19 protein-coding genes and 2 tRNA genes are annotated in these 25,170 nt (G+C 51.7%); 19 read left to right on the forward strand and 2 right to left on the reverse strand.

Annotation, left to right across the window (positions count from 1 at the left end; genetic code table 11):
• Positions 1–14: 14 nt before the first annotated feature.
• From ribF to carB, 8 genes are all read left to right on the forward strand, one after another.
• Positions 15–950, forward strand: a complete 936-nt coding sequence (gene ribF / locus BZG20_RS05205) for a bifunctional riboflavin kinase/FAD synthetase (RefSeq protein WP_077578305.1) — start codon at positions 15–17, stop codon at positions 948–950.
• 30 nt (positions 951–980) lie between these two features.
• Complete coding sequence (gene ileS / locus BZG20_RS05210; RefSeq protein ID WP_077578306.1) at positions 981–3,806, forward strand: isoleucine--tRNA ligase; 2,826 nt, start codon at positions 981–983, stop codon at positions 3,804–3,806.
• On the forward strand, positions 3,806–4,315 hold the full coding sequence (gene lspA, locus BZG20_RS05215) for a signal peptidase II (RefSeq protein WP_046075104.1): 510 nt from the start codon (positions 3,806–3,808) through the stop codon (positions 4,313–4,315). Before ileS ends, lspA begins: the two co-directional genes overlap by 1 nt.
• A 44-nt stretch (positions 4,316–4,359) precedes the next feature.
• On the forward strand, positions 4,360–4,791 hold the full coding sequence (gene fkpB, locus BZG20_RS05220) for an FKBP-type peptidyl-prolyl cis-trans isomerase (RefSeq protein ID WP_077578307.1): 432 nt from the start codon (positions 4,360–4,362) through the stop codon (positions 4,789–4,791).
• 10 nt (positions 4,792–4,801) lie between these two features.
• Positions 4,802–5,746, forward strand: coding sequence for a 4-hydroxy-3-methylbut-2-enyl diphosphate reductase (ispH, locus tag BZG20_RS05225; RefSeq protein ID WP_046075106.1), 945 nt, complete (start codon positions 4,802–4,804; stop codon positions 5,744–5,746).
• A 134-nt stretch (positions 5,747–5,880) separates the two neighbouring features.
• The gene (gene dapB / locus BZG20_RS05230; RefSeq protein ID WP_077578308.1) at positions 5,881–6,684 is read left to right on the forward strand and encodes a 4-hydroxy-tetrahydrodipicolinate reductase; all 804 of its coding nucleotides are present in this window, start codon (positions 5,881–5,883) and stop codon (positions 6,682–6,684) included.
• A gap of 467 nt (positions 6,685–7,151) precedes the next feature.
• The gene (gene carA, locus BZG20_RS05235) at positions 7,152–8,291 is read left to right on the forward strand and encodes a glutamine-hydrolyzing carbamoyl-phosphate synthase small subunit (protein WP_046075108.1); all 1,140 of its coding nucleotides are present in this window, start codon (positions 7,152–7,154) and stop codon (positions 8,289–8,291) included.
• A 15-nt stretch (positions 8,292–8,306) separates the two neighbouring features.
• The gene (gene carB, locus BZG20_RS05240) at positions 8,307–11,534 is read left to right on the forward strand and encodes a carbamoyl-phosphate synthase large subunit (RefSeq protein ID WP_077578309.1); all 3,228 of its coding nucleotides are present in this window, start codon (positions 8,307–8,309) and stop codon (positions 11,532–11,534) included.
• Between the two features lie 51 nt (positions 11,535–11,585).
• Here carB and dacB read toward each other — a convergent pair whose 3' ends face one another.
• Positions 11,586–13,028, reverse strand: a complete 1,443-nt coding sequence (gene dacB, locus BZG20_RS05245) for a D-alanyl-D-alanine carboxypeptidase/D-alanyl-D-alanine-endopeptidase (protein WP_077578310.1) — start codon at positions 13,026–13,028, stop codon at positions 11,586–11,588.
• 276 nt (positions 13,029–13,304) lie between these two features.
• Between dacB and greA the strand changes: the two genes are divergently transcribed.
• Positions 13,305–13,778, forward strand: a complete 474-nt coding sequence (gene greA / locus BZG20_RS05250) for a transcription elongation factor GreA (protein ID WP_046075110.1) — start codon at positions 13,305–13,307, stop codon at positions 13,776–13,778.
• A gap of 103 nt (positions 13,779–13,881) precedes the next feature.
• Here the strand turns inward: greA and yhbY are convergent, their stop codons facing one another.
• Positions 13,882–14,178 carry a ribosome assembly RNA-binding protein YhbY gene (gene yhbY / locus BZG20_RS05255; RefSeq protein ID WP_046075111.1) on the reverse strand — a complete coding sequence of 99 codons (297 nt, stop codon included), beginning with the start codon at positions 14,176–14,178 and terminating at the stop codon, positions 13,882–13,884.
• Between the two features lie 204 nt (positions 14,179–14,382).
• On the opposite strand from yhbY, the gene rlmE reads away from it, so the two are divergent.
• The 10 genes from rlmE to infB all read left to right on the forward strand — a co-directional run bounded on the left by rlmE (position 14,383) and on the right by infB (position 25,140).
• Entirely contained in the window at positions 14,383–15,012 is a 630-nt protein-coding gene (rlmE, locus tag BZG20_RS05260) for a 23S rRNA (uridine(2552)-2'-O)-methyltransferase RlmE (protein ID WP_077578311.1), read from the forward strand.
• A 51-nt stretch (positions 15,013–15,063) separates the two neighbouring features.
• Positions 15,064–17,013 carry an ATP-dependent zinc metalloprotease FtsH gene (gene ftsH / locus BZG20_RS05265; protein ID WP_046075113.1) on the forward strand — a complete coding sequence of 650 codons (1,950 nt, stop codon included), beginning with the start codon at positions 15,064–15,066 and terminating at the stop codon, positions 17,011–17,013.
• A gap of 62 nt (positions 17,014–17,075) precedes the next feature.
• A complete protein-coding gene (gene folP, locus BZG20_RS05270; RefSeq protein WP_077578312.1) occupies positions 17,076–17,927 on the forward strand; it encodes a dihydropteroate synthase in 852 nt (283 codons plus the stop codon).
• A complete protein-coding gene (glmM, locus tag BZG20_RS05275; protein ID WP_046075115.1) occupies positions 17,927–19,264 on the forward strand; it encodes a phosphoglucosamine mutase in 1,338 nt (445 codons plus the stop codon). Before folP ends, glmM begins: the two co-directional genes overlap by 1 nt.
• Before the next feature lie 177 nt (positions 19,265–19,441).
• On the forward strand, positions 19,442–19,780 hold the full coding sequence (secG, locus tag BZG20_RS05280) for a preprotein translocase subunit SecG (RefSeq protein WP_046075116.1): 339 nt from the start codon (positions 19,442–19,444) through the stop codon (positions 19,778–19,780).
• A gap of 7 nt (positions 19,781–19,787) precedes the next feature.
• Positions 19,788–19,874 (forward strand) — tRNA-Leu (locus BZG20_RS05285).
• Between the two features lie 63 nt (positions 19,875–19,937).
• A tRNA-Met gene (locus tag BZG20_RS05290) sits at positions 19,938–20,014 on the forward strand.
• A gap of 422 nt (positions 20,015–20,436) precedes the next feature.
• Positions 20,437–20,892, forward strand: coding sequence for a ribosome maturation factor RimP (gene rimP, locus BZG20_RS05295; RefSeq protein WP_046075117.1), 456 nt, complete (start codon positions 20,437–20,439; stop codon positions 20,890–20,892).
• 21 nt (positions 20,893–20,913) lie between these two features.
• A complete protein-coding gene (nusA, locus tag BZG20_RS05300; protein ID WP_077578313.1) occupies positions 20,914–22,401 on the forward strand; it encodes a transcription termination factor NusA in 1,488 nt (495 codons plus the stop codon).
• Between the two features lie 21 nt (positions 22,402–22,422).
• Positions 22,423–25,140 carry a translation initiation factor IF-2 gene (infB, locus tag BZG20_RS05305; RefSeq protein ID WP_046075119.1) on the forward strand — a complete coding sequence of 906 codons (2,718 nt, stop codon included), beginning with the start codon at positions 22,423–22,425 and terminating at the stop codon, positions 25,138–25,140.
• The last annotated feature ends 30 nt before the right edge of the window (positions 25,141–25,170 follow it).

Consider the following 25,170-nt stretch of genomic DNA (forward strand, 5'->3'; position numbering starts at 1 on the left):
ATAGTCAGCAGGCGATGGAATTAATTCGAGGCATCCACAACATCCGGGCGCAACACCGAGGCTGTGTACTGACCATCGGGAATTTCGATGGTGTCCACCTCGGCCACCAGGCTGTTTTGCGTCAAGTCGTTGAGAAGGCCAGAGTCCTTGACTTGCCTGCGACCGTCATGCTGTTCGAGCCGCAACCGCTCGAGTTATTTCTCGGAGAGCAAGCGCCTGCCCGTTTATCGCGATTGCGGGACAAATACACCCAGCTTGCCAAACTGGGCGTCGACAGGCTGTTGTGCGTGAGTTTTACCCCGGCATTCGCCGCCATGAGCCCTGATGCCTTTGTGGACCGCTTGTTGGTCAATCAATTGGGTGTTAAGTTTCTGGTTGTGGGTGACGACTTTCGCTTTGGCCTTAAGCGAACTGGCGACTTTTCGCGCTTAAAACAAGCCGGACAAGAGCATGACTTTGCGGTTGTCAGTACCGAGAGCTTTTGTGTGAGCGACCGGCGTGTGAGTAGCACGGCGATTCGTGATGCACTTTCCGCCGGAAAGATGCAAGTGGCGGCCGATATGCTAGGGCGTCCTTACAGTATTTGTGGCCGGGTTGCCCACGGTCGCAAGCTAGGGCGGACGATTGGTTTTCCTACTGCAAATGTGCTGCTTAAACGTCGCGTTTCACCTGTGTCTGGTGTCTATGCGGTAACGGTGGCCATCGATGGGCAATCATTGCCTGGGGTGGCGAATGTAGGGCACCGTCCTACGGTAAACGGCACGCACCAGCAACTCGAAGTACACCTTTTTGATCACACGCTCGACTTATACGGCAAACAGCTTGAAGTGAGCTTGTTACATAAGTTGCGTGACGAGACCAAATTTGCGTCAGTAGACGCGTTAAAAATGCAAATTCAACGAGATGCATCAGCCGCGCGTGCGTGGCTGGCTGATGCCAATAATGTCTAGAGTGTAACCTCCATACGGAATCAATAATCAATGAGTGACTACAAAGATACCTTAAACCTGCCGGAAACCGCGTTTCCGATGCGAGGTAATCTTGCTAAGCGTGAGCCTGATATGCTCAAGCGTTGGTACGATGAAGATCTTTACGGTGCAATCCGTCAAGCGAAGAAAGGCAAAAAAACATTTATTTTGCATGACGGTCCTCCGTACGCGAACGGCAATATTCACATTGGTCACTCTGTTAATAAAATTCTCAAAGACATTATTATTAAATCGAAAACGCTGGCGGACTATGACGCACCGTACGTCCCTGGCTGGGACTGCCATGGTCTACCTATCGAATTGATGGTAGAGAAAAAAGTTGGCAAGCCAGGTCAGAAAATCTCCACCGCCGAGTTCCGGGAAAAATGTCGTGAATACGCGGCCAAGCAAGTAGAAGGTCAAAAAGCCGACTTCAAACGGCTTGGCGTGTTAGGTGAGTGGGATAAGCCTTACCTGACCATGGACTTTAATACCGAAGCCAATATTATCCGAGCGCTGGGTAAAATTGCGGGCAATGGTCATTTGCACAAAGGCTTCAAGCCCGTGCATTGGTGTACAGACTGTGGTTCGGCGCTCGCGGAAGCCGAAGTTGAGTACCAAGATAAAACATCACCGTCGATTGACGTCACTTTCCGCGCGGTTGATGAGCAGGCGTTATTGAACGTATTTACCCTAGCGGGCGATCACCAAGGCGAAGGCCCAGTATCCGCGGTGATCTGGACCACGACGCCTTGGACTTTGCCAGCGAACCGTGCGGTCGCCGTTGCGGCGGACTTGGAATACGTCTTGGTGCAAGTGGAAGGTGACCAGCCACAGCGCTTGATCCTTGCCGCTGAGCTGGCAAAAGATGTGATGGATCGCGCGGGCATTGAGCACTATCACAACCTTGGTTTCTGTAAAGGTGAAGCGTTGGAGCTTCAACGTGTTCAACACCCTTTTTATGACTTTGATGTGCCGGTTATCCTAGGCGATCACGTTACCACTGAATCGGGTACCGGTGTGGTTCACACGGCGCCAGGGCATGGTCAAGAAGACTTTGTGGTCGGTCAAAAATACGATCTTGAAGTGGCTAATCCGGTTGGCAGCAATGGTGTGTATCTGCCCGACACGCCGCTGTTTGCCGGTCAACACGTGTTTAAAGCCAACGACAGCGTGATTGAAGCGCTGAAAACGCACGGTGCCTTATTGCATCATCACGCGTATGAGCACAGCTACCCGCATTGCTGGCGCCACAAAACACCGATTATCTTCCGTGCCACGCCGCAATGGTTCATTGCCATGGACAAAGCGGGGCTGCGAGACAAAGCGCTGCAAGAGATCAAGAACGTTGAATGGATCCCTGACTGGGGACAAAGCCGCATTGAGTCAATGGTGGAAGGGCGTCCAGACTGGTGTATTTCGCGCCAGCGCACTTGGGGCGTGCCTATTGCCCTGTTCGTTCATAAAGAAACCTCAGAGCTACACCCGGATACGCTCAACCTGATTGAGCAGGTGGCTCAGCGCGTAGAGAAAGCCGGTATTCAAGCGTGGTGGGACTTAGATCTGAACGAACTGTTGGGCGATGACGCTGATCAGTACGAGAAAGTCTTGGATACCCTGGATGTGTGGTTTGACTCTGGCGCGACGCACTTTGCTGTGGTTAATCAGCGTGACGAGTTTAACGGTCAAGAAGCCGATATGTATTTGGAAGGCTCGGATCAACACCGTGGCTGGTTCCAGTCATCACTGATGACGTCGGTGGCAATTAAAGACAAAGCCCCATACCGCCGTGTACTCACCCATGGCTTCACCGTCGACGGTAATGGCCGCAAGATGTCGAAGTCGCTGGGAAATACCATCATGCCGCAAGATGTGATGAACAAGCTGGGTGCCGATATTCTCCGTTTGTGGGTGGCATCAACCGATTATACGGGTGAGATCAGTGTGTCGGATGAAATTCTAAAACGCAGTGCCGATGCCTATCGTCGTATCCGTAATACCTCGCGCTTCTTGCTGGCTAACCTACACGGTTTTGACCCTAAAACTGACTTGGTTGCTCCAGACGATTTGGTGGCGGTTGATCGCTGGGCCGTCAGCCGCGCCCTCGAAGCGCAGCAAGAGATCACTGCCGCGTATGATGCCTGTAACTTCCACCAAGTGACTCAGCGTTTGATGCAGTTCTGCTCGATTGAAATGGGCTCGTTCTACCTCGATATCATCAAGGATCGTCAGTACACAGCCAAAGCAGGCAGCCATGCGCACCGCAGCTGTCAAACGGCGCTGTTCCACATCGTGGAAGCACTGGTACGCTGGATGGCACCGATTATGTCATTTACCGCGGATGAGATCTGGAATGAAATGCCCGGCGAGCGAACCAAGTTTGTCTTCACCGAAGTCTGGTATGACGGCTTGTTTGACTTAGAACAGCAGGCTGTGCTGAATCAGGCGTTCTGGGCGAAATTGCTCGATGTTCGCGGTGCAGTGAACAAAACCCTAGAGCAAGCCCGGAATGAAAAAGTCATCGGCGGTTCATTAGAAGCGGAAGTCACGCTTTATGCACCGACAGACTTTGCCGAGAAGCTGCGCTTGATGGGCGACGAACTTCGCTTTGTGCTGTTGACCTCGAAAGCGACCGTGATCGCGGGAGATGCCCCTGATTCCGCAACACAGACTGAACTCGACGGGTTGGCTGTGGACGTGGCGGCATCAAGCGCGGCTAAGTGTGAGCGCTGTTGGCACCATGTCGCTGATGTTGGCACCATTGCGGGTCATGAAGAGATCTGTGGCCGTTGCGTGACCAATATTGCAGGAGAAGGCGAAACTCGCCAATTTGCGTGATGCAGACTCTTTCCCTCTCACAATCAGGATGGCGCTGGCTTTGGCTAGCGCCGCTGGTCTTTGCTCTCGATATCGGCAGCAAGTGGCTGGTGATGCAAACCATGGAATACGGGTTTGCGAATCGGATTGAAGTGCTGCCTTTTTTCAATCTTACATACGTGCACAACCACGGCGCGGCGTTTAGTTTTTTAAGTGATGCCGGCGGTTGGCAGCGTTGGCTGTTCAGTGCGATTGCACTGGGGGTGAGCGGATTATTGGCGTATTGGATGCGGGGAACACCGGCCAGCAAACGCATGATCAATATTGCCTATGCGATGATCATTGGTGGCGCACTGGGTAATTTGTTTGATCGTCTTGTGCATGGCTACGTGATTGACTTCCTTGATTTTTATCTCGGAAGTTCGCACTGGCCAGCGTTTAATCTCGCCGATTCGGCGATATGTTTGGGCGCTGCATTGATAATCCTAGATAGTTTTCGTCAAGGCCAGTCATCGACCAAACAAGGATGATGCGTATCTATCAGCAAAACCGCGACTGTCTAAAAGGATGAATCATGAAATCAATCACAGCGTCTAGCGAAGTCATTATGCACTTTACCATCAAACTGGAAGATGGTTCGGTTGCCGATACCACCCATAATGCGGGTAAACCGGCGAAGCTGGTGATGGGCGACGGTAGCTTGACGGAAAACTTTGAAACTTGCCTTCTTGGTTTAAAAGAAGGGGAGTCGAGCAGCTTCACCTTGGCACCAGAGGATGCATTCGGCCAGCCTAATCCGGATAATATCCATCACATGGATCGCCGTCACTTTGGTGGAGAAACGCCCGCAGAAGAAGGGGCGATCATTGCCTTTAGTGGGCCGCAAGGGCAGGAGATCCCGGGCATTGTGACGGCAGTGACTGGGGATTCCGTCACGGTTGATTTTAACCACCCGCTGGCTGGGAAGACCGTCATTTTTGATGTTGAAATTATAAGTGTGCAATAAAGGCGGACACATGAAGATCTTACTTGCCAATCCCCGTGGCTTTTGCGCAGGGGTTGACCGTGCCATCAGTATTGTTGAGCGCGCGCTAGAAATCTATCAACCCCCCATTTATGTCCGTCATGAAGTGGTGCATAACCGCTTTGTGGTGGAAGGCTTAAAGCAGCGTGGGGCGATTTTTGTTGAGCAGATCAGCGAAGTGCCCGACGACAATATTGTGATTTTCTCCGCCCACGGCGTGTCGCAAGCGGTGCGTAATGAGGCCAAGTCGCGTCAGTTAACCGTATTTGATGCCACGTGCCCGCTGGTGACGAAAGTGCATATGGAGGTTGCGCGTGCCAGTCGTAAGAATATGGAAGTGGTACTGATCGGCCATGCCGGCCACCCTGAAGTGGAAGGCACCATGGGGCAATACGCCAGTGAAACCGGCGGCATGTATTTGGTCGAAACCCCAGAGGATGTGTATACCTTGAAGGTGAGCGATCCTGATAACTTGCACTATGTGAGCCAAACCACCCTGTCGGTCGATGAAACCGCGGATGTGATTGATACCTTGCGTAAGGTGTTTCCTAACATCCAAGGACCACGTAAAGACGACATTTGTTATGCCACCCAGAACCGCCAAGACGCAGTGCGCGATTTAGCGCAAAGCTGTGATGTGATGGTGGTGGTTGGGTCAAAAAACAGCTCCAACTCAAACCGTCTGCGCGAGTTATCCGAAAAACTCGGTACGCCAGGTTATTTAACCGATACGGCGGAAGATATCGATCCGGCCTGGTTTGAAGGCAAGCAGACGGTCGGGATCACGGCCGGTGCGTCGGCACCAGAAGAGTTAGTGGATCAAATTATCGAGCGAATCAAGCAGCTGGGTGCCACCCATGTTGATAATCTCGCTGGGCGTGAAGAAAACATGTTTTTTGAAGTGCCTAAAGAGTTGCAAATTCGAGAAGTCACCTAGGGTGATGTTCAATACGGCGAGGGGAGCACGGGCTTCCCTTTTTTTCGCCAATATACAAGTGCCAAGGAACGCGCTAGAGTGATTGACTACCAAGAAGGAGCCAGTGAACTGGCATAGTGACAAAGGGGAAAATCATGGTACGTATTGCCATAGCAGGCGCGGCTGGGCGCATGGGTCGCAACCTTATCCAAGCGGTTTCACAGTATCCAGGTGCTACTTTAGGGGCCGCGAGCGAAAGACCGGAATCCAGCTTAGTCGGTACCGATGCGGGAGAGCTCGCGGGTATTGGCCGGTTAGGCGTTAATGTGGTGGACGATTTGGCGAAAGTGAGTGACGACTTCGATGTGGTCATTGATTTCACCGCCCCTGCTGCGACCCTGGCTAACCTGACGTTATGCCAAGCACAAGGCAAGCAGTTGGTCATAGGTACAACAGGGTTTGATGACTCGCAAAAGCAAACCATTGAAGAAGCGGCGGCTTCGACAGCCATGGTGATGGCCCCGAATTACAGTGTTGGTGTCAATCTTGTCTTCAAGTTGTTAGAGCAGGCAGCCCAAGTGATGGGAGAGGAGTGCGACATTGAAATTGTTGAAGCGCACCACCGTCATAAAGTCGATGCACCATCTGGTACCGCACTCGGTATGGGTGAAGCCATTGCCGGCGCAATGGGAAATAAACTTAGCGATGTGGCGGTTTATGCGCGTGAAGGGATCACCGGAGAGCGAAGCAAAGATGAAATTGGCTTTGCCACGCTTCGAGCAGGTGACATTGTTGGCGAGCATACGGCGATGTTTGCCGATATTGGCGAGCGTGTAGAAATTACTCACAAGGCGTCTAATCGAAACACCTTTGCCAAAGGCGCCGTACGAGCTGCGGTTTGGCTCAATCAGCATCAATGCGGTTTATACACGATGCAAGACGTCCTCAATCTTAAATAATTATTCATCGCGCCTCGGCGCGATGTTTTTTTCTGCTTTTCCCTCTTCCTCTGTCGGTTGCCTTCCTGGTTCAGACATTATTACCACTAATCTTGTGTTTGTTGTCATTATGGTGACAGATAGCCCTTATGCATGCTTTTGTTGCATGAGTAAACGTTTGCTAATTTACCTTTTCTGATAAGGGTAAAAAGGTGTTGATGAAAAACACATTAAGTGCGCCTTTTGCACGTTTTTTATCCGTAATTCATGGGTGAGGCTTGTTGTTATAGCGCTTTGGCGGTCGTTTCTTTATGAGTGACGAATAAAATAAAGAAAAATAACACGCTTTGATTGACACTCCCCCTGTGCATCCCTAGAATGCGCGCAATTTGTCAAAATTCAGCTTGACGTGAGTTTTGATCTTAGATGGAATACGTGAATGCAACGTTAGTCGTAAAAAGTGCATTTCTATATAACTGGAGGTTGTCTTGAGCAAGTCTGCGCTCTTAGTCCTAGAAGATGGGACAGTGTTCCACGGTACCCCAATCGGCGCTGATGGCACCGCGGTGGGAGAAGTGGTTTTCAATACCTCGATGACGGGGTACCAAGAAATATTAACCGACCCCTCTTATTCCCGTCAGATTGTGACACTCACCTATCCTCATATTGGCAACACCGGCACCAACTCCGAAGACGAAGAATCTAGCCAAGTTCATGCCCAAGGCCTCGTTATTCGTGATCTTCCCCTGTTAGCCAGCAACTTCCGCAATCAACAATCCCTTTCTGACTACCTCAAACAGCACAACATTCTCGGTATTGCCGATATCGATACGCGGAAACTCACGCGCTTGTTGCGAGAGAAGGGCGCGCAGAACGGCTGTATTGTGGCCGGTGACAGTGTGGATGAGGCCTTGGCGCTCGCGAAAGCGCAGGACTTTCCTGGCTTGAAGGGAATGGATCTCGCCAAAGAAGTGACCACCAAAGAAAGCTACCGCTGGACACAAGGCTCTTGGCAGCTTCATCAAGGCTTGCCCGAGGCTGCCGTAGAAGGTGAGTTGCCGTATCACGTGGTGGCCTATGACTTTGGTGCTAAACGCAATATTTTGCGCATGTTAGTTGACCGTGGCTGTCGCTTGACGGTCGTGCCCGCGACCACGCCAGCGGAAGAGGTGTTAGCGATGAGCCCGGATGGGGTTTTCTTATCCAATGGCCCTGGCGATCCGGCGCCGTGTGATTACGCGATTGAAGCGACGCGCACGTTTTTGTCAGAAGGCTTGCCTTTGTTTGGCATTTGTCTTGGCCATCAAATCTTAGCCCTCGCCAGTGGGGCGAACACAATTAAGATGAAGTTTGGTCATCACGGGGCTAACCATCCGGTCAAAGATTTGGAGCGTGGTGTGGTGATGATCACCAGCCAAAACCATGGCTTTGCGGCCGATAAAGACAGCCTGCCAGAGACGCTGCGCGCGACCCATGTGTCTTTGTTTGATGGTAGCTTACAAGGTATTCATCGCACGGATAAACCCGCATTTAGTTTCCAAGGGCACCCAGAGGCAAGCCCAGGGCCGCATGATGCCGCGCCACTTTTTGATCATTTTATCGACCTCATCAAACAACATCGCGCCTAATTGGAGTCGTTGAGCATGCCAAAACGCACAGACATAAAAAGCATCCTTATCTTGGGCGCAGGCCCGATTATCATTGGCCAAGCCTGCGAATTTGACTACTCAGGGGCACAAGCGTGTAAAGCCCTGCGCGAAGAGGGTTATCGTGTCATCTTGGTCAATTCCAACCCTGCCACCATCATGACAGATCCAGAGATGGCTGATGCCACTTACATCGAGCCTATCCAGTGGCAGGTGGTGAAACACATCATCGAAAAAGAACGCCCTGACGCCGTACTGCCAACCATGGGTGGTCAGACAGGTTTGAACTGTGCACTGGATCTCGAGCGCCATGGCGTGTTAGCCGAATTTGGCGTGGAAATGATCGGCGCCACCGCTGACGCAATAGACAAAGCAGAAGACCGCCATCGCTTCGATGAGGCGATGCAAAGCATTGGTTTGGATTGTCCGCGTGCGGGCATCGCCCACAGCATGGATGAGGCGCACAAGGTGCTCGACGAAGTGGGCTTCCCTTGTATTATCCGTCCCTCCTTTACCATGGGAGGCACTGGTGGGGGCATTGCCTACAACCAGGAGGAGTTCAAAGAGATTTGCGAGCGCGGCCTCGATTTATCTCCCACCAATGAGTTGTTGATTGATGAGTCACTCATTGGTTGGAAAGAATACGAAATGGAAGTGGTGCGGGATAAAAACGACAACTGCATCATTGTCTGCTCGATTGAAAACTTCGACGCCATGGGGGTCCACACGGGGGACTCTATCACGGTGGCGCCGGCGCAAACCCTGACCGACAAAGAATACCAATTGATGCGCAATGCGTCGTTGGCTGTTTTGCGCGAAATTGGCGTTGAAACCGGCGGCTCAAATGTACAGTTTGGGATTAACCCCAAAAATGGTCGCATGGTGATCATCGAGATGAACCCGCGGGTATCACGCTCTTCGGCATTGGCCTCAAAAGCGACCGGCTTCCCAATTGCGAAAGTGGCAGCCAAGTTGGCGGTGGGCTTTACCCTTGACGAGTTGATGAACGATATCACCGGTGGCGCAACGCCCGCCTCGTTCGAGCCGACCATCGATTATGTCGTGACTAAAATCCCACGCTTTAACTTTGAAAAATTTGCCGGCGCGAACGACCGCTTAACCACCCAGATGAAGTCAGTGGGTGAGGTGATGGCGATTGGCCGTAACCAGCAAGAGTCACTGCAAAAAGCATTACGCGGTCTGGAAGTGGGCGCGGCGGGTTTTGATGAGATGGTAAACCTGGATGACGATACGGCGTTAACTAAAATTCGTCATGAACTCAAAGAGCCCGGCGCCGAACGGATTTGGTACATTGCCGATGCGTTTCGTGCCGGTATGTCGGTCGATGGCGTATTTAATCTCACCAATATCGACCGCTGGTTTTTGGTACAAATTGAAGACATTGTCAAACATGAGCAGCAAGTGCGTGAGCAAGGCTTCGCGGGGCTCAACAAAGCCGCGCTGCGTCAGTTAAAACGTAAAGGTTTTTCTGATGTCCGTTTGGCAACCTTGTTAGGCGTGTCGGAAATTGAAGTACGCAAACTGCGTGACAAGTTCCAGATTCATCCTGTCTACAAACGTGTGGATACCTGTGCCGCTGAGTTCTCTTCTGACACCGCGTATATGTACTCTACCTACGATGAAGAGTGCGAGTCACAGCCGACGGATAAGAAGAAGATCATGGTGATTGGCGGTGGCCCGAACCGAATCGGGCAAGGGATCGAGTTCGACTACTGCTGTGTCCACGCATCTCTGGCCCTGCGTGAAGATGGTTTTGAAACCATTATGGTCAACTGTAACCCTGAAACCGTTTCTACCGATTATGACACCTCTGACCGCCTCTATTTTGAGCCGATCACCTTGGAAGACGTACTCGCCATTGTGAACGTAGAAAAGCCTGAAGGGGTCATTGTTCAGTACGGTGGGCAAACGCCACTTAAACTTGCCCGTGACTTAGAAGCGGCGGGTGTGCCGATTATCGGTACCAGCCCAGATGCGATTGACCGTGCTGAAGATCGCGAGCGTTTCCAAGATGCGGTGCAGCGCCTTGGCCTTAAGCAGCCTGCTAACGCCACCGTCACCGCACTGGAACAAGCAGTGGAGAAAGCCAAAGAGATTGGTTATCCGCTGGTGGTGCGTCCGTCCTACGTCCTCGGCGGGCGAGCGATGGAAATTGTCTATGATGAAACCGACCTACGCCGCTACTTTAACGAGGCGGTGAGTGTCTCGCACGAATCTCCCGTGTTGCTAGATCATTTCTTGGATGATGCGACTGAAGTGGACATCGATGCCGTGTGCGATGGTGAAACCGCCGTGATTGGCGGCATTATGGAGCACATCGAGCAAGCTGGCGTGCACTCTGGTGATTCTGCTTGCTCGTTACCTGCTTATACTCTCAGTGACGATATCCAAGATCGCATGCGTGAACAGGTGCGTAAGCTGGCGTTGGAGCTAGGCGTTAAAGGCTTGGTCAATACGCAATTTGCGGTGAAGGATGATGAAATCTATCTCATTGAAGTCAACCCGCGTGCGGCGCGTACGGTCCCATTTGTGTCCAAGGCGACCGGTGTCCCGCTCGCGAAAATTGCAGCACGGGTCATGGCCGGACGCTCACTGGCCGAGCAAGGGTTTGTTAAAGAGGTGATTCCACCTTATTACTCGGTCAAAGAGGTAGTGCTGCCGTTCAATAAATTCCCAGGGGTTGATCCACTGTTGGGCCCTGAAATGCGTTCGACCGGCGAGGTGATGGGTGTCGGTGATACCTTTGCCGAAGCGTTTGCCAAAGCGGATTTAGCCTGTGGTAAAGCCTACAGCGAGGGTGGACGCGCCTTGTTATCGGTGCGCAATAATGACAAGCAGCGCGTGGTGGATTTAGCGGCGAAGTTGCTCAAGCTTGGTTTTGAGCTCGACGCGACCCACGGCACCGCGGTGATCCTTGGCGAGGCGGGCATCAATCCGCGTCTGGTCAATAAGGTACATGAAGGGCGACCACACATTCTTGATCGCATCAAAAACGGTGAGTACAGCTATATCGTCAATACCACGGAAGGGCGTCAAGCGATTGAGGACTCAAAAGTGCTGCGCCGTGGCGCACTGGCGGCTAAAGTGAATTATACCACGACCTTGAATGCTGCTTTCGCGACCTGTATGGCGTTAACGGCCGCCGACATGAGTAAAGTCAATCCGGTGCAATCGTTGCACGCACGGGTACTGACTAAATCATAACGGTGCGACTGTCAACGCGTATGAGCCCGCCATCTTGGCGGGCTTTTTTGTTCAGTGAGATGGCGCTCGTGTAGGCAGTAGCTGACCGCGGATCAGCGCCATATAAAATTCACGCTCAAACTGAGTAATCGGCGAGGGCACATTCTCCGGCTGTGCGTCTTCCTCGGGATGATAATGACTGACAAGTTGCACCACGATATGCTGGTTTCCTGAATCATCCTCCAAAACCCCAGCTAGATTAAAGCTGCCATACAGCGAACCACTTTTGGCCTTTAAACGCCCTTTTATGGGGGCGTGGCGAATGCTCTGGCGATACTTGAGGGTACCATCCACACCGGCAGTGGGGAGCATTTGAACCATGCCAAGTGCCGGGTGAGTGGTGATGTAATGTATCACCTGCGCCAGCTGGCGGGCGCTGAGACGGTTATTACGAGACAGCCCCGACCCATCGACCAGCACGGCCTGTGATAGATCAATCCCAGCCTCCTGTAATATCGCTTTCACCGCCGCGACGCCATTGCGATAAGAGCCAGGTTGCTGAAAGTAGCGGCGCCCCAAGGCTTTGAGAAGATTGTCGGCAATGAGGTTGTCAGAGTCGCGCAACATCGTGGTGAGTAGGGAGGTAAGGGGCGCTGACTGGTGACGAGCCAACTCGCGTGACTGGCTGGGCGCCCGCGCCACTCGGATATCGCCTTTCACACGCACATTCAGGCGCGCGAGCTCATCGGCCACAATGGCTTTGACGTAAGTCGAAGGGGTCTGTACGGCAAAGTTGAGTGGCAGCGGACGCTCCCGATGCGGGAGGCAACCGGAAAAATAATACGTATTTTGCGGTGTCGCGGTGAGATCGAGACCGCAATGGCGGGTAGCTTGTTCGTCCTCGCTTACCGCTCGCGCTTGGTTCTCTACCGAAACGGGCTGGTGGTCAGGGACATGCACGCGTGTCAACGTACTATCAGGCTGGCTATAAATCGCACCTTGCACACAGTTGTGATTGAGGGTGATTGCCGTGGAAGGTGCACTGTAGCAGACCGCTAAAATGTCCCATGGCCAGCCAGGCGCACGGGTGCGACCAGCAAACGCATGCCCATCCAGATAGAGGTTGTTAATGGTATCGAGACCACGACGCGGTAATTGACTCAGCAGTTGACGAATATCCTTTCGAGTCAGTGAGGGGTCACCGTTAAAAATAAGGGCGATGTCATCACCGGTTTGCACCAATCGGGTGGTAAAACGGAAAGTGCTCGGTAAATAAAGCCGAGCGGCGAGTCCGGTGAGGAGTTTTTGTGTACTGGCTGGGGGCAGCAGCGCATCGGCTTGCTCACTGATCTGGGGCTGATTTTGCTGCGCATCACTCACCCATAGCGCGACTTGGCTGCCTTTAGGGAGTAATGGTGTCAGTTGTTCCAGTGTTAACGACGGCGCCGAGGCCGATGCTAACGGCACGAGGAAAATCGCCATGGGGGCGAGGCGGCGGAAAAGAGCGGACAGCATGGTAAAAGCCTTTTTGTTTGCGCATGCATGCCATCCTACCCTGTCTAGCCTTGAAGACAAGCCGTTCGGGGTGGCCAGGCCGTCAGCTGGGCTGGGGGCGAAGCGGATAGCCGATGGATGGCTCACGCTATCACCGGATCAGAGATGATTTTGCGCGAATTCTTGTTTACAATCTAAAAAAAGCGTTGAATTCCGCCGCGCCCAGATACTCTGTTTGGGCGTGGCTTTGTTTTGCCAAAATCCCTTTGCTGTGGATTGAAAGAGGTAATGTCATTTATGGATAAAGTGCCAATGACCGTACGCGGTGAGCAGCTGCTACGAGAAGAGCTGGACAAGTTGATCAAGCGTCGCCCTGAGATCTCCAACGCCATTGCAGAGGCGCGTGAGCTCGGCGACTTAAAAGAAAACGCAGAATATCATGCGGCTCGTGAAGAGCAGGGCATTTGTGAGGCGCAAATCCGTGACATCGAATACAAGCTGTCGGTGGCACAGGTGATTGATGTCACCAAGATGCCGAATAATGGCAAAGTGATTTTTGGCGCGACGGTCACCTTGATTGACGTGAGCACTGACGAAGAAGTGACCTATCGGATCGTGGGTGATGATGAAGCCGACATCAAAGCGAATTTGATTTCGGTGAATTCTCCCATTGCTCGCGGCCTGATTGGTAAAGAAGAAGGTGAAGAAGTGAGCATCACCACCCCAGGTGGCGTCAAAGAGTTCGAAATTGATAGCGTCGATTACGTGTAGGAAAGTGTTACGGAATGTAACTTTTCTCCGATGCTGACACAGTAAAAAGGCCGCAATGCGGCCTTTTTGTTATGCTACAGCACGTACTTGATCACACACATGATTATTTGCGTGGTAATTCAATTTTGCGTGCGTCGCTTTGGCGATAAATGACCAAAGTTTTACCGATTACCTGCACTTTTTCGGCGCCTGTTTCCCGTAGGATCGCGTCGATAATCAGGTTTTTGGTCTCACGGTCTTCAGAGGCCACTTTCACTTTAATCAGCTCGTGGTGGTCAAGCGCAAGCTCAATTTCAGCGACCACGGCTTCAGTTAAACCATTGGCGCCCATTAAGACTACAGGCTTAAGCGGGTGAGCCAGTCCTTTGAGATACTGTTTTTGTTTGGTGCTGAGTTTCATGTTGGCTCGATTTCTATTTGCTAGGGGTTGAAAACATGCCATTCTAACGCCATCTCACCACAAACTGAAACAGTAGAAAGTGGGCAGATGCCATGCACGTCGTCTGCTGGGTGAGAGTGAGTCTGTCTTTGAGAATAAGCTAACGCACACAATTGCCTGAATTTTATATGAATGTGGTGCATTGGCGGGCGTAGTAGGAACAACATGGCGAATAAAAAACACTCTGCCAGCTCAGGACGCTGGCTGAAAGAACACTTCGACGATAAGTACGTTCATGAAGCGCAGAAAAAAGGATATCGGTCTCGGGCTATTTTTAAGCTAGAAGAGATTCAGCAAAAAGATCGCATCTTGAAACCGGGAATGACAGTGGTCGATCTGGGCGCTGCGCCTGGAGGTTGGTCGCAATATGCCGCGACACAAGTCGGTGACGATGGGCAAGTGATTGCTTGCGATATCCTACCCATGGATCCCATGCCAGGTGTTAGCTTTCTTCAAGGGGATTTTCGCGAACAAGCGGTGCTCGACACCTTGCTCGAGCGCATTCAACCCAACCAAGTTGATGTGGTGATGTCTGACATGGCGCCAAACATGAGCGGCAATCAGGCGGCCGATCAACCCAAAGCGATGTATTTGGTCGAACTGGCATTAGAGATGTGCCGTGAAGTGCTGGGGCCGAAAGGCAGCTTCGTGGTAAAAGTTTTTCAGGGCGAAGGCTTTGATCAGTATTTGGCCGAGGTGCGTAAAATGTTTACAGCGGTCAAAATTCGAAAACCCGACTCATCCCGTGCAAGGTCGCGAGAAGTCTACATTGTGGCTACAGGTTATAAACTGTAGTACCCTTACATTTATCTATCTCAGTTATGCGAGGCTAACACCTTGAGTGACATGGCAAAAAACTTGATTCTGTGGCTGGTTATCGCCGTTGTCTTAATGTCTGTGTTCCAAAGCTTTGGACCAGGGGACAGCGCCGGTCGTCAAGTCGACTATACCTCTTTCGTACGCGAAATCGGCAACGATCAAATACAGGAAGTAAAATTTGACGATCGTGAGCTGAGTGTCACCCGACGTGACGGCTCACGCTATGTCACCTTTATGCCTGTGATGAATGATCCAAAACTTTTGGATGATCTGCTTAACAAAAACGTGCGCGTGAAAGGGACGCCACCTGAAGAGCCAAGTATGTTGGCATCGATCTTCATTTCTTGGTTCCCAATGCTACTGCTTATCGGGGTATGGATTTTCTTCATGCGCCAGATGCAAGGTGGTGGCGGCAAAGGCGCCATGTCTTTTGGTAAATCAAAAGCCAAAATGATGAGTGAGGAGCAGGTTAAAACGACCTTTACCGACGTTGCAGGCTGTGATGAAGCCAAAGAAGACGTAAAGGAGTTGGTAGATTACTTGCGCGACCCAAGCCGTTTCCAAAAGTTAGGGGGTAAAATCCCAACCGGCGTACTCATGGTCGGCCCTCCGGGTACCGGTAAAACCTTGCTAGCCAAAGCGATTGCGGGTGAAGCCAAAGTACCGTTCTTTACCATTTCCGGCTCCGATTTCGTGGAAATGTTCGTAGGTGTGGGTGCATCACGCGTCCGCGATATGTTCGAGCAAGCGAAGAAAGCCTCACCTTGCATCATCTTTATCGATGAAATCGACGCTGTCGGTCGTCAGCGTGGCGCTGGGCTTGGCGGAGGTCATGACGAGCGTGAGCAGACCTTAAACCAGATGCTGGTCGAAATGGATGGCTTTGAGGGCAACGAAGGCGTTATCGTCATTGCGGCGACGAACCGCCCAGACGTATTGGACCCTGCGCTATTGCGTCCTGGTCGTTTTGACCGTCAAGTGGTGGTGAGCTTGCCAGATGTGCGTGGCCGTGAGCATATTCTCAAAGTACACATGCGCAAAGTACCGCTAGGCAATGATGTCGATGCGTCACTGATTGCGCGCGGTACGCCGGGCTTCTCAGGGGCTGACTTGGCTAACCTTGTTAACGAAGCAGCACTGTTCTCTGCGCGTGGTAACAAACGTGTCGTATCGATGGTCGAGTTTGAACTGGCGAAAGACAAAATCATGATGGGTGCAGAGCGCCGTTCAATGGTGATGTCGGAAGAAACCAAAGAGTCAACCGCCTATCACGAAGCGGGTCACGCAATTGTTGGTCGCTTGGTGCCTGAACATGACCCTGTGTATAAGGTATCCATTATCCCACGTGGACGTGCATTGGGTGTGACCATGTACTTGCCTGAGCAAGACAGGATCAGCATGTCGCGTCAGCATCTCGACTCGATGATTTCAAGCCTTTATGGTGGACGCTTGGCCGAAGAGCTGATATACGGCAAAGAAAAAGTTTCGACGGGGGCGTCGAATGACATCGAGCGAGCGACGGATATTGCTCGCAAAATGGTCACGCAGTGGGGCTTCTCGGAAAAATTGGGTCCGCTTCTGTATGCAGAAGAAGAAGGCGAAGTCTTCTTAGGACGCTCGGTCGCGCAAACCAAGCATATCTCCGATGAGACAGCCCGACTCATTGACGCTGAAATTCGTGGCATCATCGACCGCAACTACGATCGCGCCAAGCAAATCTTGGAAGAAAACCTCGATATCATGCACGCGATGAAAGATGCCTTGATGAAGTACGAAACCATTGATGCAGCGCAGATTGATGATCTGATGGCTCGCCGTGACGTGCGAGAGCCCGCGGGCTGGGAAGGCGGTAATGGCGGTTCATCTTCAGATGATACGCCGAGCAAGCCGGATGCCTCGAAAGCGAGCGAGTCTGACGAGCAATCTGACGACAAAAAACAAAAACCGCTTGATTCAGAAAACCAATCTGAAGCGTAAATCCCCATGAATGCAAACCCCGATACGTCGGGGTTTTTTTGATCGTGCTTGGAAACAAACACATGCAAATAACCCACAAGAATAACGCACTCCCCCTTACTCGCCCTGTCATCATGGGTATCTTGAATGTGACGCCGGACTCTTTCTCAGATGGCGGCCAATTTCAGCACCGCGATATAGCGGTTGAGCGAGCGATGCAGATGCTAGCCGACGGCGCCACCATTTTAGATATTGGTGGCGAGTCGACACGCCCAGGTGCTGCTGATGTAGAAGAGCAAGACGAGATCAATCGTGTTGTCCCAGTCATTGAAGCGATTCGTGAGCAATCTGATTGTTGGATTTCGATTGATACCAGTAAGGCTGGTGTGATGCGTGCCGCAGTAAAAGCAGGCGCCAATCTCATTAATGATGTGCGAGCGCTGCAAGCGCCTGGTGCGTTGGAAGCGGCAGCGGATCTGCAAGTGCCTGTGTGCATCATGCACATGCAAGGACAACCACGGACAATGCAAGCGGCCCCTGACTACCAAGATGTCGTGGGGGACGTGAAAGCGTTTTTAGCAGCACGTATCGAGGCCTGCACTGAGGCGGGGATCCGTCGACAGAATATTATTCTAGATCCCGGGTTTGGTTTTGGTAAGACGTTGGCGCACAACTATCAGCTTCTCGCGGATCTCGACGCTTTTCATGACTTCGGGTTGCCTGTATTAGCAGGGATGTCACGCAAGTCAATGATTTACAAGATGTTAGAAAAAACGCCGCAGGATATTCTGGGCGGTAGCCTTGCTTGTGCCACCTTAGCTGCGGCGAAAGGCGCACAAATCATTCGCGTTCACGATGTGAAAGAAACCGCTGATGCACTCAAGGTCGTCGCCATGACAGCGCGCGTAAAAAATGAATTAGGAGAAGAAAAATAATGACAGAGCGTAAGTATTTTGGCACCGATGGTGTGCGTGGCAAGGTGGGCGAATTTCCCATTACGCCGGAATTTATGCTAAAGCTTGGCTGGGCCGCAGGTCGCGTGTTGTCGCAACAAGGCACGCGTAAGGTACTGATTGGTAAAGACACGCGTATTTCTGGGTATATGTTAGAGTCGGCGCTGGAATCGGGGCTCTCTGCGGCGGGTCTAGAAGCCGCCTTTACCGGCCCCATGCCAACACCTGCGATTGCCTACTTAACCCAAACGTTCCGCGCGGAAGCTGGGATTGTGATCTCGGCGTCACATAACCCGCATTATGATAACGGGATTAAATTCTTCTCCTCAGAAGGCACCAAACTGGCTGATGAGGTTGAGTTAGCGATTGAAGCTGAGCTGGAAAAAACACTGACTTGTGTCGAGTCGGCTGAGTTAGGTAAAGCCAGCCGCATTAACGACGCGGCCGGGCGTTACATCGAGTTTTGTAAAGGCACCTTCCCGAGCGCGTTGAGCCTGAGTGGGTTAAAAATTGTGCTCGATTGCGCCCATGGTGCCACCTATCACATTGCGCCTTCTGTGTTTCGTGAACTCGGTGCGGAGGTGACCACCATTGGCTGTGCGCCCAACGGTACCAATATAAACGATGAAGTGGGGGCCACGGACGTTCGTGCGTTACAAAAACAAGTCCTCGAACAAAAAGCGGACTTAGGCATCGCTTTTGACGGTGATGGCGACCGCGTGATCATGGTGGATCACCTTGGCAACAAAGTCGACGGCGACCAAATTGCGTATATTATCGCCCGCGAGAGCCTGCGCCGTGGTGAATTGAAAGGCGGTGTCGTTGGTACCCTGATGACCAACATGGGGATGGAGCTTGCGCTTCAGTCTCTCGGCATTCCGTTTGCGCGCGCCAAAGTGGGCGACCGTTATGTGATGGAAAAGCTGCAAGAGAAAGGCTGGCGGATCGGTGCAGAAAACTCGGGCCACGTCATTGTGCTGGATAAGGTCACGACCGGTGATGGCATTGTCGCCGCGTTGCAAGTGCTGGCGAGCATCGCCGCGACGGGGATGGATCTTAAAGCCTTAAGCGATGGCATGACGCTACTGCCCCAGGTGTTAGAGAACGTCCGTTTTAGCGGCACGGTTGACCCGTTACAAAGCGCGCCTGTGCTGGCAGCTAAAGCCAGTGTCGAGGAAAAGCTGGGCGAACAAGGACGTGTACTGTTGCGTAAATCGGGCACTGAACCTTTAATCCGAGTGATGGTGGAAGGGCCTGAGGCCGACAACGTCCACGCTTATGCGCTTGAAATCGCAGAGGCGGTGAAGGCGAATTGTTGATAACGGTCGAGCGGGTGGTCATAGATTGCGCAAACAGCGTCGAAATCAAGGTTTTTTGCAATTTCCTCTTGTTTCGTCACCGCGCTTTCGCTAGTATTCACCCGCTCCCAACGAAGGGGGCTGCGCTGGCTGAGAAGTAACACTGCCGGCTCAACAACCTGGAGCATAGGTGGAACCATGTACGAAATTCTACTTGTGATTTATCTGTTGGCCGCAATCGGTGTAATTGGCCTGGTTCTGGTTCAGCAAGGTAAAGGCGCAGATATGGGAGCCTCGTTCGGGGCTGGAGCATCAAATACAGTATTTGGCTCTGGCGGCTCTGGAAACTTTTTGACCCGAATGACAACCGGTTTTGCAATTGCATTTTTTGCCCTGAGTTTGGTGCTTGGTAACCTCACTGCACATAAGCCTGAAGCAAAAGGCGGTTTTGAAGATTTAAGCGAGCCTGCTACACAACAGCAAGCGGCGCCAAAAGAGGACGAAATCCCTGTTGATAACAGTGAGATCCCTCAGTAAAAATTGAGCCGAGGTGGTGGAATTGGTAGACACGCTATCTTGAGGGGGTAGTGCCTTTATAGGCGTGCGGGTTCAAGTCCCGCTCTCGGCACCAAGTTCACAAAGGGCATTTGCTTGCACCTTTGTTGCAAAAAGCGATATAATAGTCGCCATCGGACGCGGGATGGAGCAGTTTGGTAGCTCGTCGGGCTCATAACCCGAAGGTCGGCGGTTCAAATCCGTCTCCCGCAACCAATTTTAGGTTGGTGAAGTGAAATATCAGGTTGAATGCAATCAACACGACCTCCGGTCGGCGCCATTGCACGGCGCGATAAAATCCGCTTCCCACAACCAATTTCAAGTTTGTTGTTAACATAACGGCTAAACTGAATAACGCGTTAGCGTTTCTTACTAAAGCCACGCTAACCGGGCTAGCCACGTGCTAGCCTTTTTGCCCTCGGGGCAGCACGAAGCGGACCAATAAGCCTTTGTGCAGAGAGTTACTCTCTCGTTATTGCTGAGATGATTCCGACACCAGCGATAACGGCTACGCTACTGGCGTAGCATCAGGGTCCAGTTACATTAAACCCCGATCTTCGGGGTTTTTTGTTATCTGAAGAAGACCATTCGGATAGTAACTGGGCTTTTAAGCCCTTTTTTTATTTCTGGGGTTTGGAATGACAGGATTAGAGAAACAACTGACTGAACTTTTGGCCGCGCCGGTTAAGGCGTTGGACTATGAGTTGGTTGGGCTTGAATTTGTTCGAGCTGGCCAACATTCGACACTGCGTATCTTTATTGACCATGAAAATGGCATTACCGTCGACGATTGTGCCGACGTGAGCCGTCAAGTGAGCGCAGTGTTGGATGTAGAAGACCCAATCACAGTGGCTTACAACCTAGAGGTGTCATCACCAGGTGTTGATCGTCCACTGTTCACCGCTGATCATTATCAGCAATTCATCGGGCATGAAGTGAACATCGTGCTGAAAATGGCTATGCAAAACCGCCGTAAGTGGAAAGGAGAAATCCTTTCTGTCGATGGCGATACCATCACGGTTCGCGTTGACGGCCAAGATGAGGCGTTTGCCTTGAGTAATATCGCCAAAGCAAACCTGGTTCCTTCATTTTAAGAGTAAATGAGGCATTAGTAGATGAATAAAGAAATCTTGGCTGTTGTCGAAGCGGTCTCAAACGAAAAAGCCGTTCCGCGTGAGCGTATTTTTGAGGCACTGGAAACCGCACTGGCAACGGCAACCAAAAAGAAGTACGAAGCCGACATTGATGTACGTATCGCCATTGATCGCAAATCCGGTGAATTCGATACTTTCCGTCGTTGGCTCGTGGTTGACGAAGTGACACAGCCTACGCGTGAAATCACGCTAGAAGCCGCACAGTACGAAGACGAAACCTTAGAGTTGGGTGGCTACGTTGAAGATCAGATTGAATCTGTTGCCTTTGACCGTATTACCACTCAAACGGCTAAGCAAGTGATCGTACAAAAAGTGCGTGAAGCTGAACGTGCGCAAGTGGTTGAGCAGTTCATGGACAACGAAGGTGAACTGGTTACCGGTGTGGTCAAGAAGGTTAACCGTGATGTGATCATCGTTGACCTAGGCAACAACGCGGAAGCGGTTATCCAGCGTGAAGATCAACTGCCGCGTGAAAACTTCCGCCCGGGTGATCGGGTACGTGGCTTACTCTACGCCGTCCGTCCTGAAGCACGTGGCTTCCAACTGTTCATGACTCGCTCAAAGCCGGAAATGCTGAGTGAGCTGTTCCGCATTGAAGTGCCAGAAATTGGCGAAGAAATGATTGAGCTGATGGGCGCGGCGCGTGACCCTGCTTCACGGGCAAAAATTGCCGTGAAAACCAACGATAAACGCATTGACCCTGTGGGCGCCTGTGTGGGTATGCGTGGTGCGCGTGTGCAAGCCGTATCGACCGAGTTGGGTGGTGAGCGTATTGATATCGTGTTGTGGGATGATAACCCGGCGCAATTTGTGATCAATGCCATGGCACCGGCCGACGTAGCCTCTATCATCGTCGATGAAGACACGCACTCCATGGATATTGCCGTTGCGGCGGATAACTTGGCGCAGGCGATTGGCCGTAATGGTCAAAACGTCCGTTTGGCATCTCAACTAACCGGTTGGGAACTGAACGTGATGACGGTTGAAGATCTACAGAAAAAACACCAGGAAGAAGCGCAAGCCTCTGTCGAATTGTTCGTGAAGTACCTCGATATTGACGAAGACTTTGCCGAAACCTTGGTGGAAGAAGGGTTTACCACCCTTGAAGAAGTGGCCTATGTGCCAACCAGCGAAATGCTCGAAATCGATGGACTAGATGAAGACACCGTCGAGATTTTGCGCGCACGTGCCAAAGAAGCGTTGACCACCATCGCGCTGGCACAAGAAGAGTCGCTGGGAGATGTTGAACCTGCCGAAGATTTGCTGGCACTGGATGGTCTTTCTCGTGAAATGGCCTTTAAACTCGCCGCTAAAGGCGTGAAGACCTTGGAAGATCTGGCTGATCAAGGTACTGACGATCTGTTAGATATCGACGGATTAGATGAGACCAGTGCAGGTGAGCTGATTATGGCCGCGCGTAATATCTGCTGGTTCAGCGACGAAGCGTAAAGACGGCAAAGGAGGAGCAGAATGTCAGAGGTTACAGTACATACACTGGCGAAGGAAATTGATACGCCAGTCGATCGTCTGCTGAAGCAGTTTAAAGAAGCTGGTATGCAAAAGTCGGCTGACGATCAGGTAAGCCAAGATGAGAAACAAGCTTTGCTCGCGCATTTAAAGCGTGAGCACGGTGATAACGGCAATGCTCCGACGCGTCTGACGCTTCAGCGCAAGAAACGTAGCACACTGAGCGTGTCAGGGGCTGGCGGAAAGAACAAAGATGTCCAAGTTGAGGTGCGTAAGAAGCGTACCTATGTGAAGCGTAGCGACCTTGAAGAGCAAAAGTCAGCGCAAGAAGCGGAAGAGCAAGCGAAACGCGAAGCCGAAGAAAAAGCGCGTCTAGAAGCCGAAGAGCAAGCGAAACGCGAAGCAGAAGAGAAAGCCAAGCGTGAGGCGGAAGAAAAAGCCAAACGTGAAGCAGAAGAGAAAGCCAAACGCGAAGCCGAAGAAAAAGCTAAGCGTGAAGCCAAGCCGCAAGCGCAACCGAACACTGAGCAGTCTAAAGAAAACGCAGCGGATACTGCTGCAGCTCAAGCTGCTGATGCGCAAGCGAAGAAAGAAGCTGATGAACTTAAGCGTCGCCAGGAAGAGGAAGCCAAGCGTAAAGCTGAAGAAGAAAGTCAGCGGCAGTTAGAAGAGGCACGCAAAATGGCAGAAGCAAATCAAGAACGCTGGTCAGATCAAGACAAAGCACTCAATACCATGGAGGCGGCTGATCACCATACAGTCACTTCCGAGTATGCCCGTGAGGCAGAAGACGAGGCGGATCGTCGCGAAGAAAGTGCCGCCCCGCGTCGTAAGAAGAAGAAAAAAGCGAACGCTGCTGAGGATAAAACCACTCGCGGCCGTCGTGGCAAAGGTGGAAAAGGCAAAGGCCGCATGGCTAAGCCATCATCGATGCAGCATGGCTTTAAAAAGCCAGCGCAGAAAGTAAACCGTGAAGTTGAAATCGGCGAAACCATCACCGTAGCGGAGCTGGCCAACAAAATGGCTGTTAAAGGCGCTGAAGTCATCAAAACCATGATGAAAATGGGTGCGATGGCGACTATTAACCAAGTGATCGACCAAGAAACCGCGCAACTAGTGGCGGAAGAAATGGGCCACAAGGTTATCCTACGTAAAGAGAACGAGCTGGAAGAGGCTGTACTCTCGGATCGTGATAGCGATGCACCTGTCGCACCACGTGCGCCGGTGGTAACTATCATGGGTCACGTTGACCACGGTAAAACCTCGCTGCTTGACTACATCCGTAAAGCGCACGTTGCGACGGGCGAAGCGGGCGGTATTACCCAGCACATCGGTGCGTATCACGTACAAACCGACAATGGCATGATCACCTTCTTAGATACCCCTGGACACGCCGCGTTTACCGCGATGCGTGCACGTGGTGCGGGTGCCACGGATATCGTTGTCTTGGTGGTCGCAGCTGATGATGGCGTGATGCCACAAACCAAAGAAGCTATCCAGCACGCGAAAGCGGCAGGTGTGCCTTTGATTGTTGCCGTCAACAAGATGGATAAAGAAGGCGCTAACCCTGACAGCGTGAAAAACGAGCTAGCACAGTATGACGTTATCCCAGAAGAATGGGGTGGTGAAAACATCTTCGTGCATGTTTCGGCAAAACAAGGCCAGAACATTGATGGCTTGCTTGAGTCTATCTTGCTGCAATCAGAAGTGCTTGAACTGAAAGCGGTCGAGCAAGGCATGGCGCGCGGTGTAGTGGTTGAATCACGTCTTGATAAAGGCCGTGGTCCTGTCGCGACAGTGCTGGTTCAAGAAGGTACCTTGAACAAAGGTGATATCGTTCTGTGTGGCTTGGAATATGGCCGTGTCCGTGCGATGCGTGATGAGAATGGCCAAGACGTAGAGCATGCGGGGCCGTCAATTCCGGTTGAGATCCTCGGTCTTTCTGGTGTGCCAGCAGCGGGTGACGAAGCCACGGTTGTGCGTGACGAGAAGAAAGCCCGTGAAGTGGCGCTTTATCGTCAAGGCAAGTTCCGTGACGTGAAACTGGCGCGTCAGCAAAAAGCCAAACTGGAGAACATGTTCTCGAACATGGCTGAAGGTGAAGTGGCTGAGCTGAATATCGTGCTGAAAGCGGACGTTCAAGGCTCTGTCGAAGCGATTGCAGATTCACTGGTCAAATTGTCAACGGATGAAGTGAAAGTGAAGATCGTCGGCTCAGGTGTCGGTGGTATCACTGAAACTGATGCTGTCTTGGCCGCAGCGTCTAATGCGATCATTTGTGGCTTTAACGTCCGTGCGGATGCGGCGGCGCGTAAGACCATTGAAAATGAAAGCTTGGATCTGCGCTATTACTCTGTCATCTACACCATGATTGATGAAGTGAAACAAGCGATGAGCGGTATGCTTGCGCCTGAGTTCAAACAAGAAATCATCGGTCTGGCAGAAGTACGCGATGTCTTCAAGTCACCGAAACTGGGCGCAATTGCCGGGTGTCAGGTTTCTGAAGGTGTGATTAAGCGTAACAATCCAATCCGTGTACTACGTGAAAACGTGGTTATCTACGAGGGTGAGCTAGAATCACTGCGTCGCTTCAAAGATGATGTGAACGAAGTGAAAAAAGGCTACGAGTGTGGTATCGGCGTGAAGAACTACAATGACGTTCGCGTTGGTGACCAGATTGAAGTCTATGAAACGGTTGAAATTCAGCGCTCAATCGACTGATTAAGCGTATAAATCAACCAGGTTGTTTGG

The sequence above is a fragment of the Salinivibrio sp. IB868 genome (assembly GCF_001995655.1).
Classification (GTDB): Bacteria; Pseudomonadota; Gammaproteobacteria; order Enterobacterales; family Vibrionaceae; genus Salinivibrio; species Salinivibrio siamensis.

Bases quoted from the DNA above. Each gene is read 5' to 3' on its own strand.
- ribF (WP_077578305.1), top strand. From the start codon at position 15: ATGGAATTAATTCGAGGCATCCACAACATCCGGGCGCAACACCGAGGC.
- ileS (WP_077578306.1), top strand. From the start codon at position 981: ATGAGTGACTACAAAGATACCTTAAACCTGCCGGAAACCGCGTTTCCG.
- lspA (WP_046075104.1), top strand. From the start codon at position 3,806: ATGCAGACTCTTTCCCTCTCACAATCAGGATGGCGCTGGCTTTGGCTA.
- fkpB (WP_077578307.1), top strand. From the start codon at position 4,360: ATGAAATCAATCACAGCGTCTAGCGAAGTCATTATGCACTTTACCATC.
- ispH (WP_046075106.1), top strand. From the start codon at position 4,802: ATGAAGATCTTACTTGCCAATCCCCGTGGCTTTTGCGCAGGGGTTGAC.
- dapB (WP_077578308.1), top strand. From the start codon at position 5,881: ATGGTACGTATTGCCATAGCAGGCGCGGCTGGGCGCATGGGTCGCAAC.
- carB (WP_077578309.1), top strand. From the start codon at position 8,307: ATGCCAAAACGCACAGACATAAAAAGCATCCTTATCTTGGGCGCAGGC.
- dacB (WP_077578310.1), bottom strand. From the start codon at position 13,028: ATGCTGTCCGCTCTTTTCCGCCGCCTCGCCCCCATGGCGATTTTCCTC.
- greA (WP_046075110.1), top strand. From the start codon at position 13,305: ATGGATAAAGTGCCAATGACCGTACGCGGTGAGCAGCTGCTACGAGAA.
- yhbY (WP_046075111.1), bottom strand. From the start codon at position 14,178: ATGAAACTCAGCACCAAACAAAAACAGTATCTCAAAGGACTGGCTCAC.
- rlmE (WP_077578311.1), top strand. From the start codon at position 14,383: ATGGCGAATAAAAAACACTCTGCCAGCTCAGGACGCTGGCTGAAAGAA.
- ftsH (WP_046075113.1), top strand. From the start codon at position 15,064: ATGGCAAAAAACTTGATTCTGTGGCTGGTTATCGCCGTTGTCTTAATG.
- folP (WP_077578312.1), top strand. From the start codon at position 17,076: ATGCAAATAACCCACAAGAATAACGCACTCCCCCTTACTCGCCCTGTC.
- glmM (WP_046075115.1), top strand. From the start codon at position 17,927: ATGACAGAGCGTAAGTATTTTGGCACCGATGGTGTGCGTGGCAAGGTG.
- secG (WP_046075116.1), top strand. From the start codon at position 19,442: ATGTACGAAATTCTACTTGTGATTTATCTGTTGGCCGCAATCGGTGTA.
- rimP (WP_046075117.1), top strand. From the start codon at position 20,437: ATGACAGGATTAGAGAAACAACTGACTGAACTTTTGGCCGCGCCGGTT.
- nusA (WP_077578313.1), top strand. From the start codon at position 20,914: ATGAATAAAGAAATCTTGGCTGTTGTCGAAGCGGTCTCAAACGAAAAA.
- infB (WP_046075119.1), top strand. From the start codon at position 22,423: ATGTCAGAGGTTACAGTACATACACTGGCGAAGGAAATTGATACGCCA.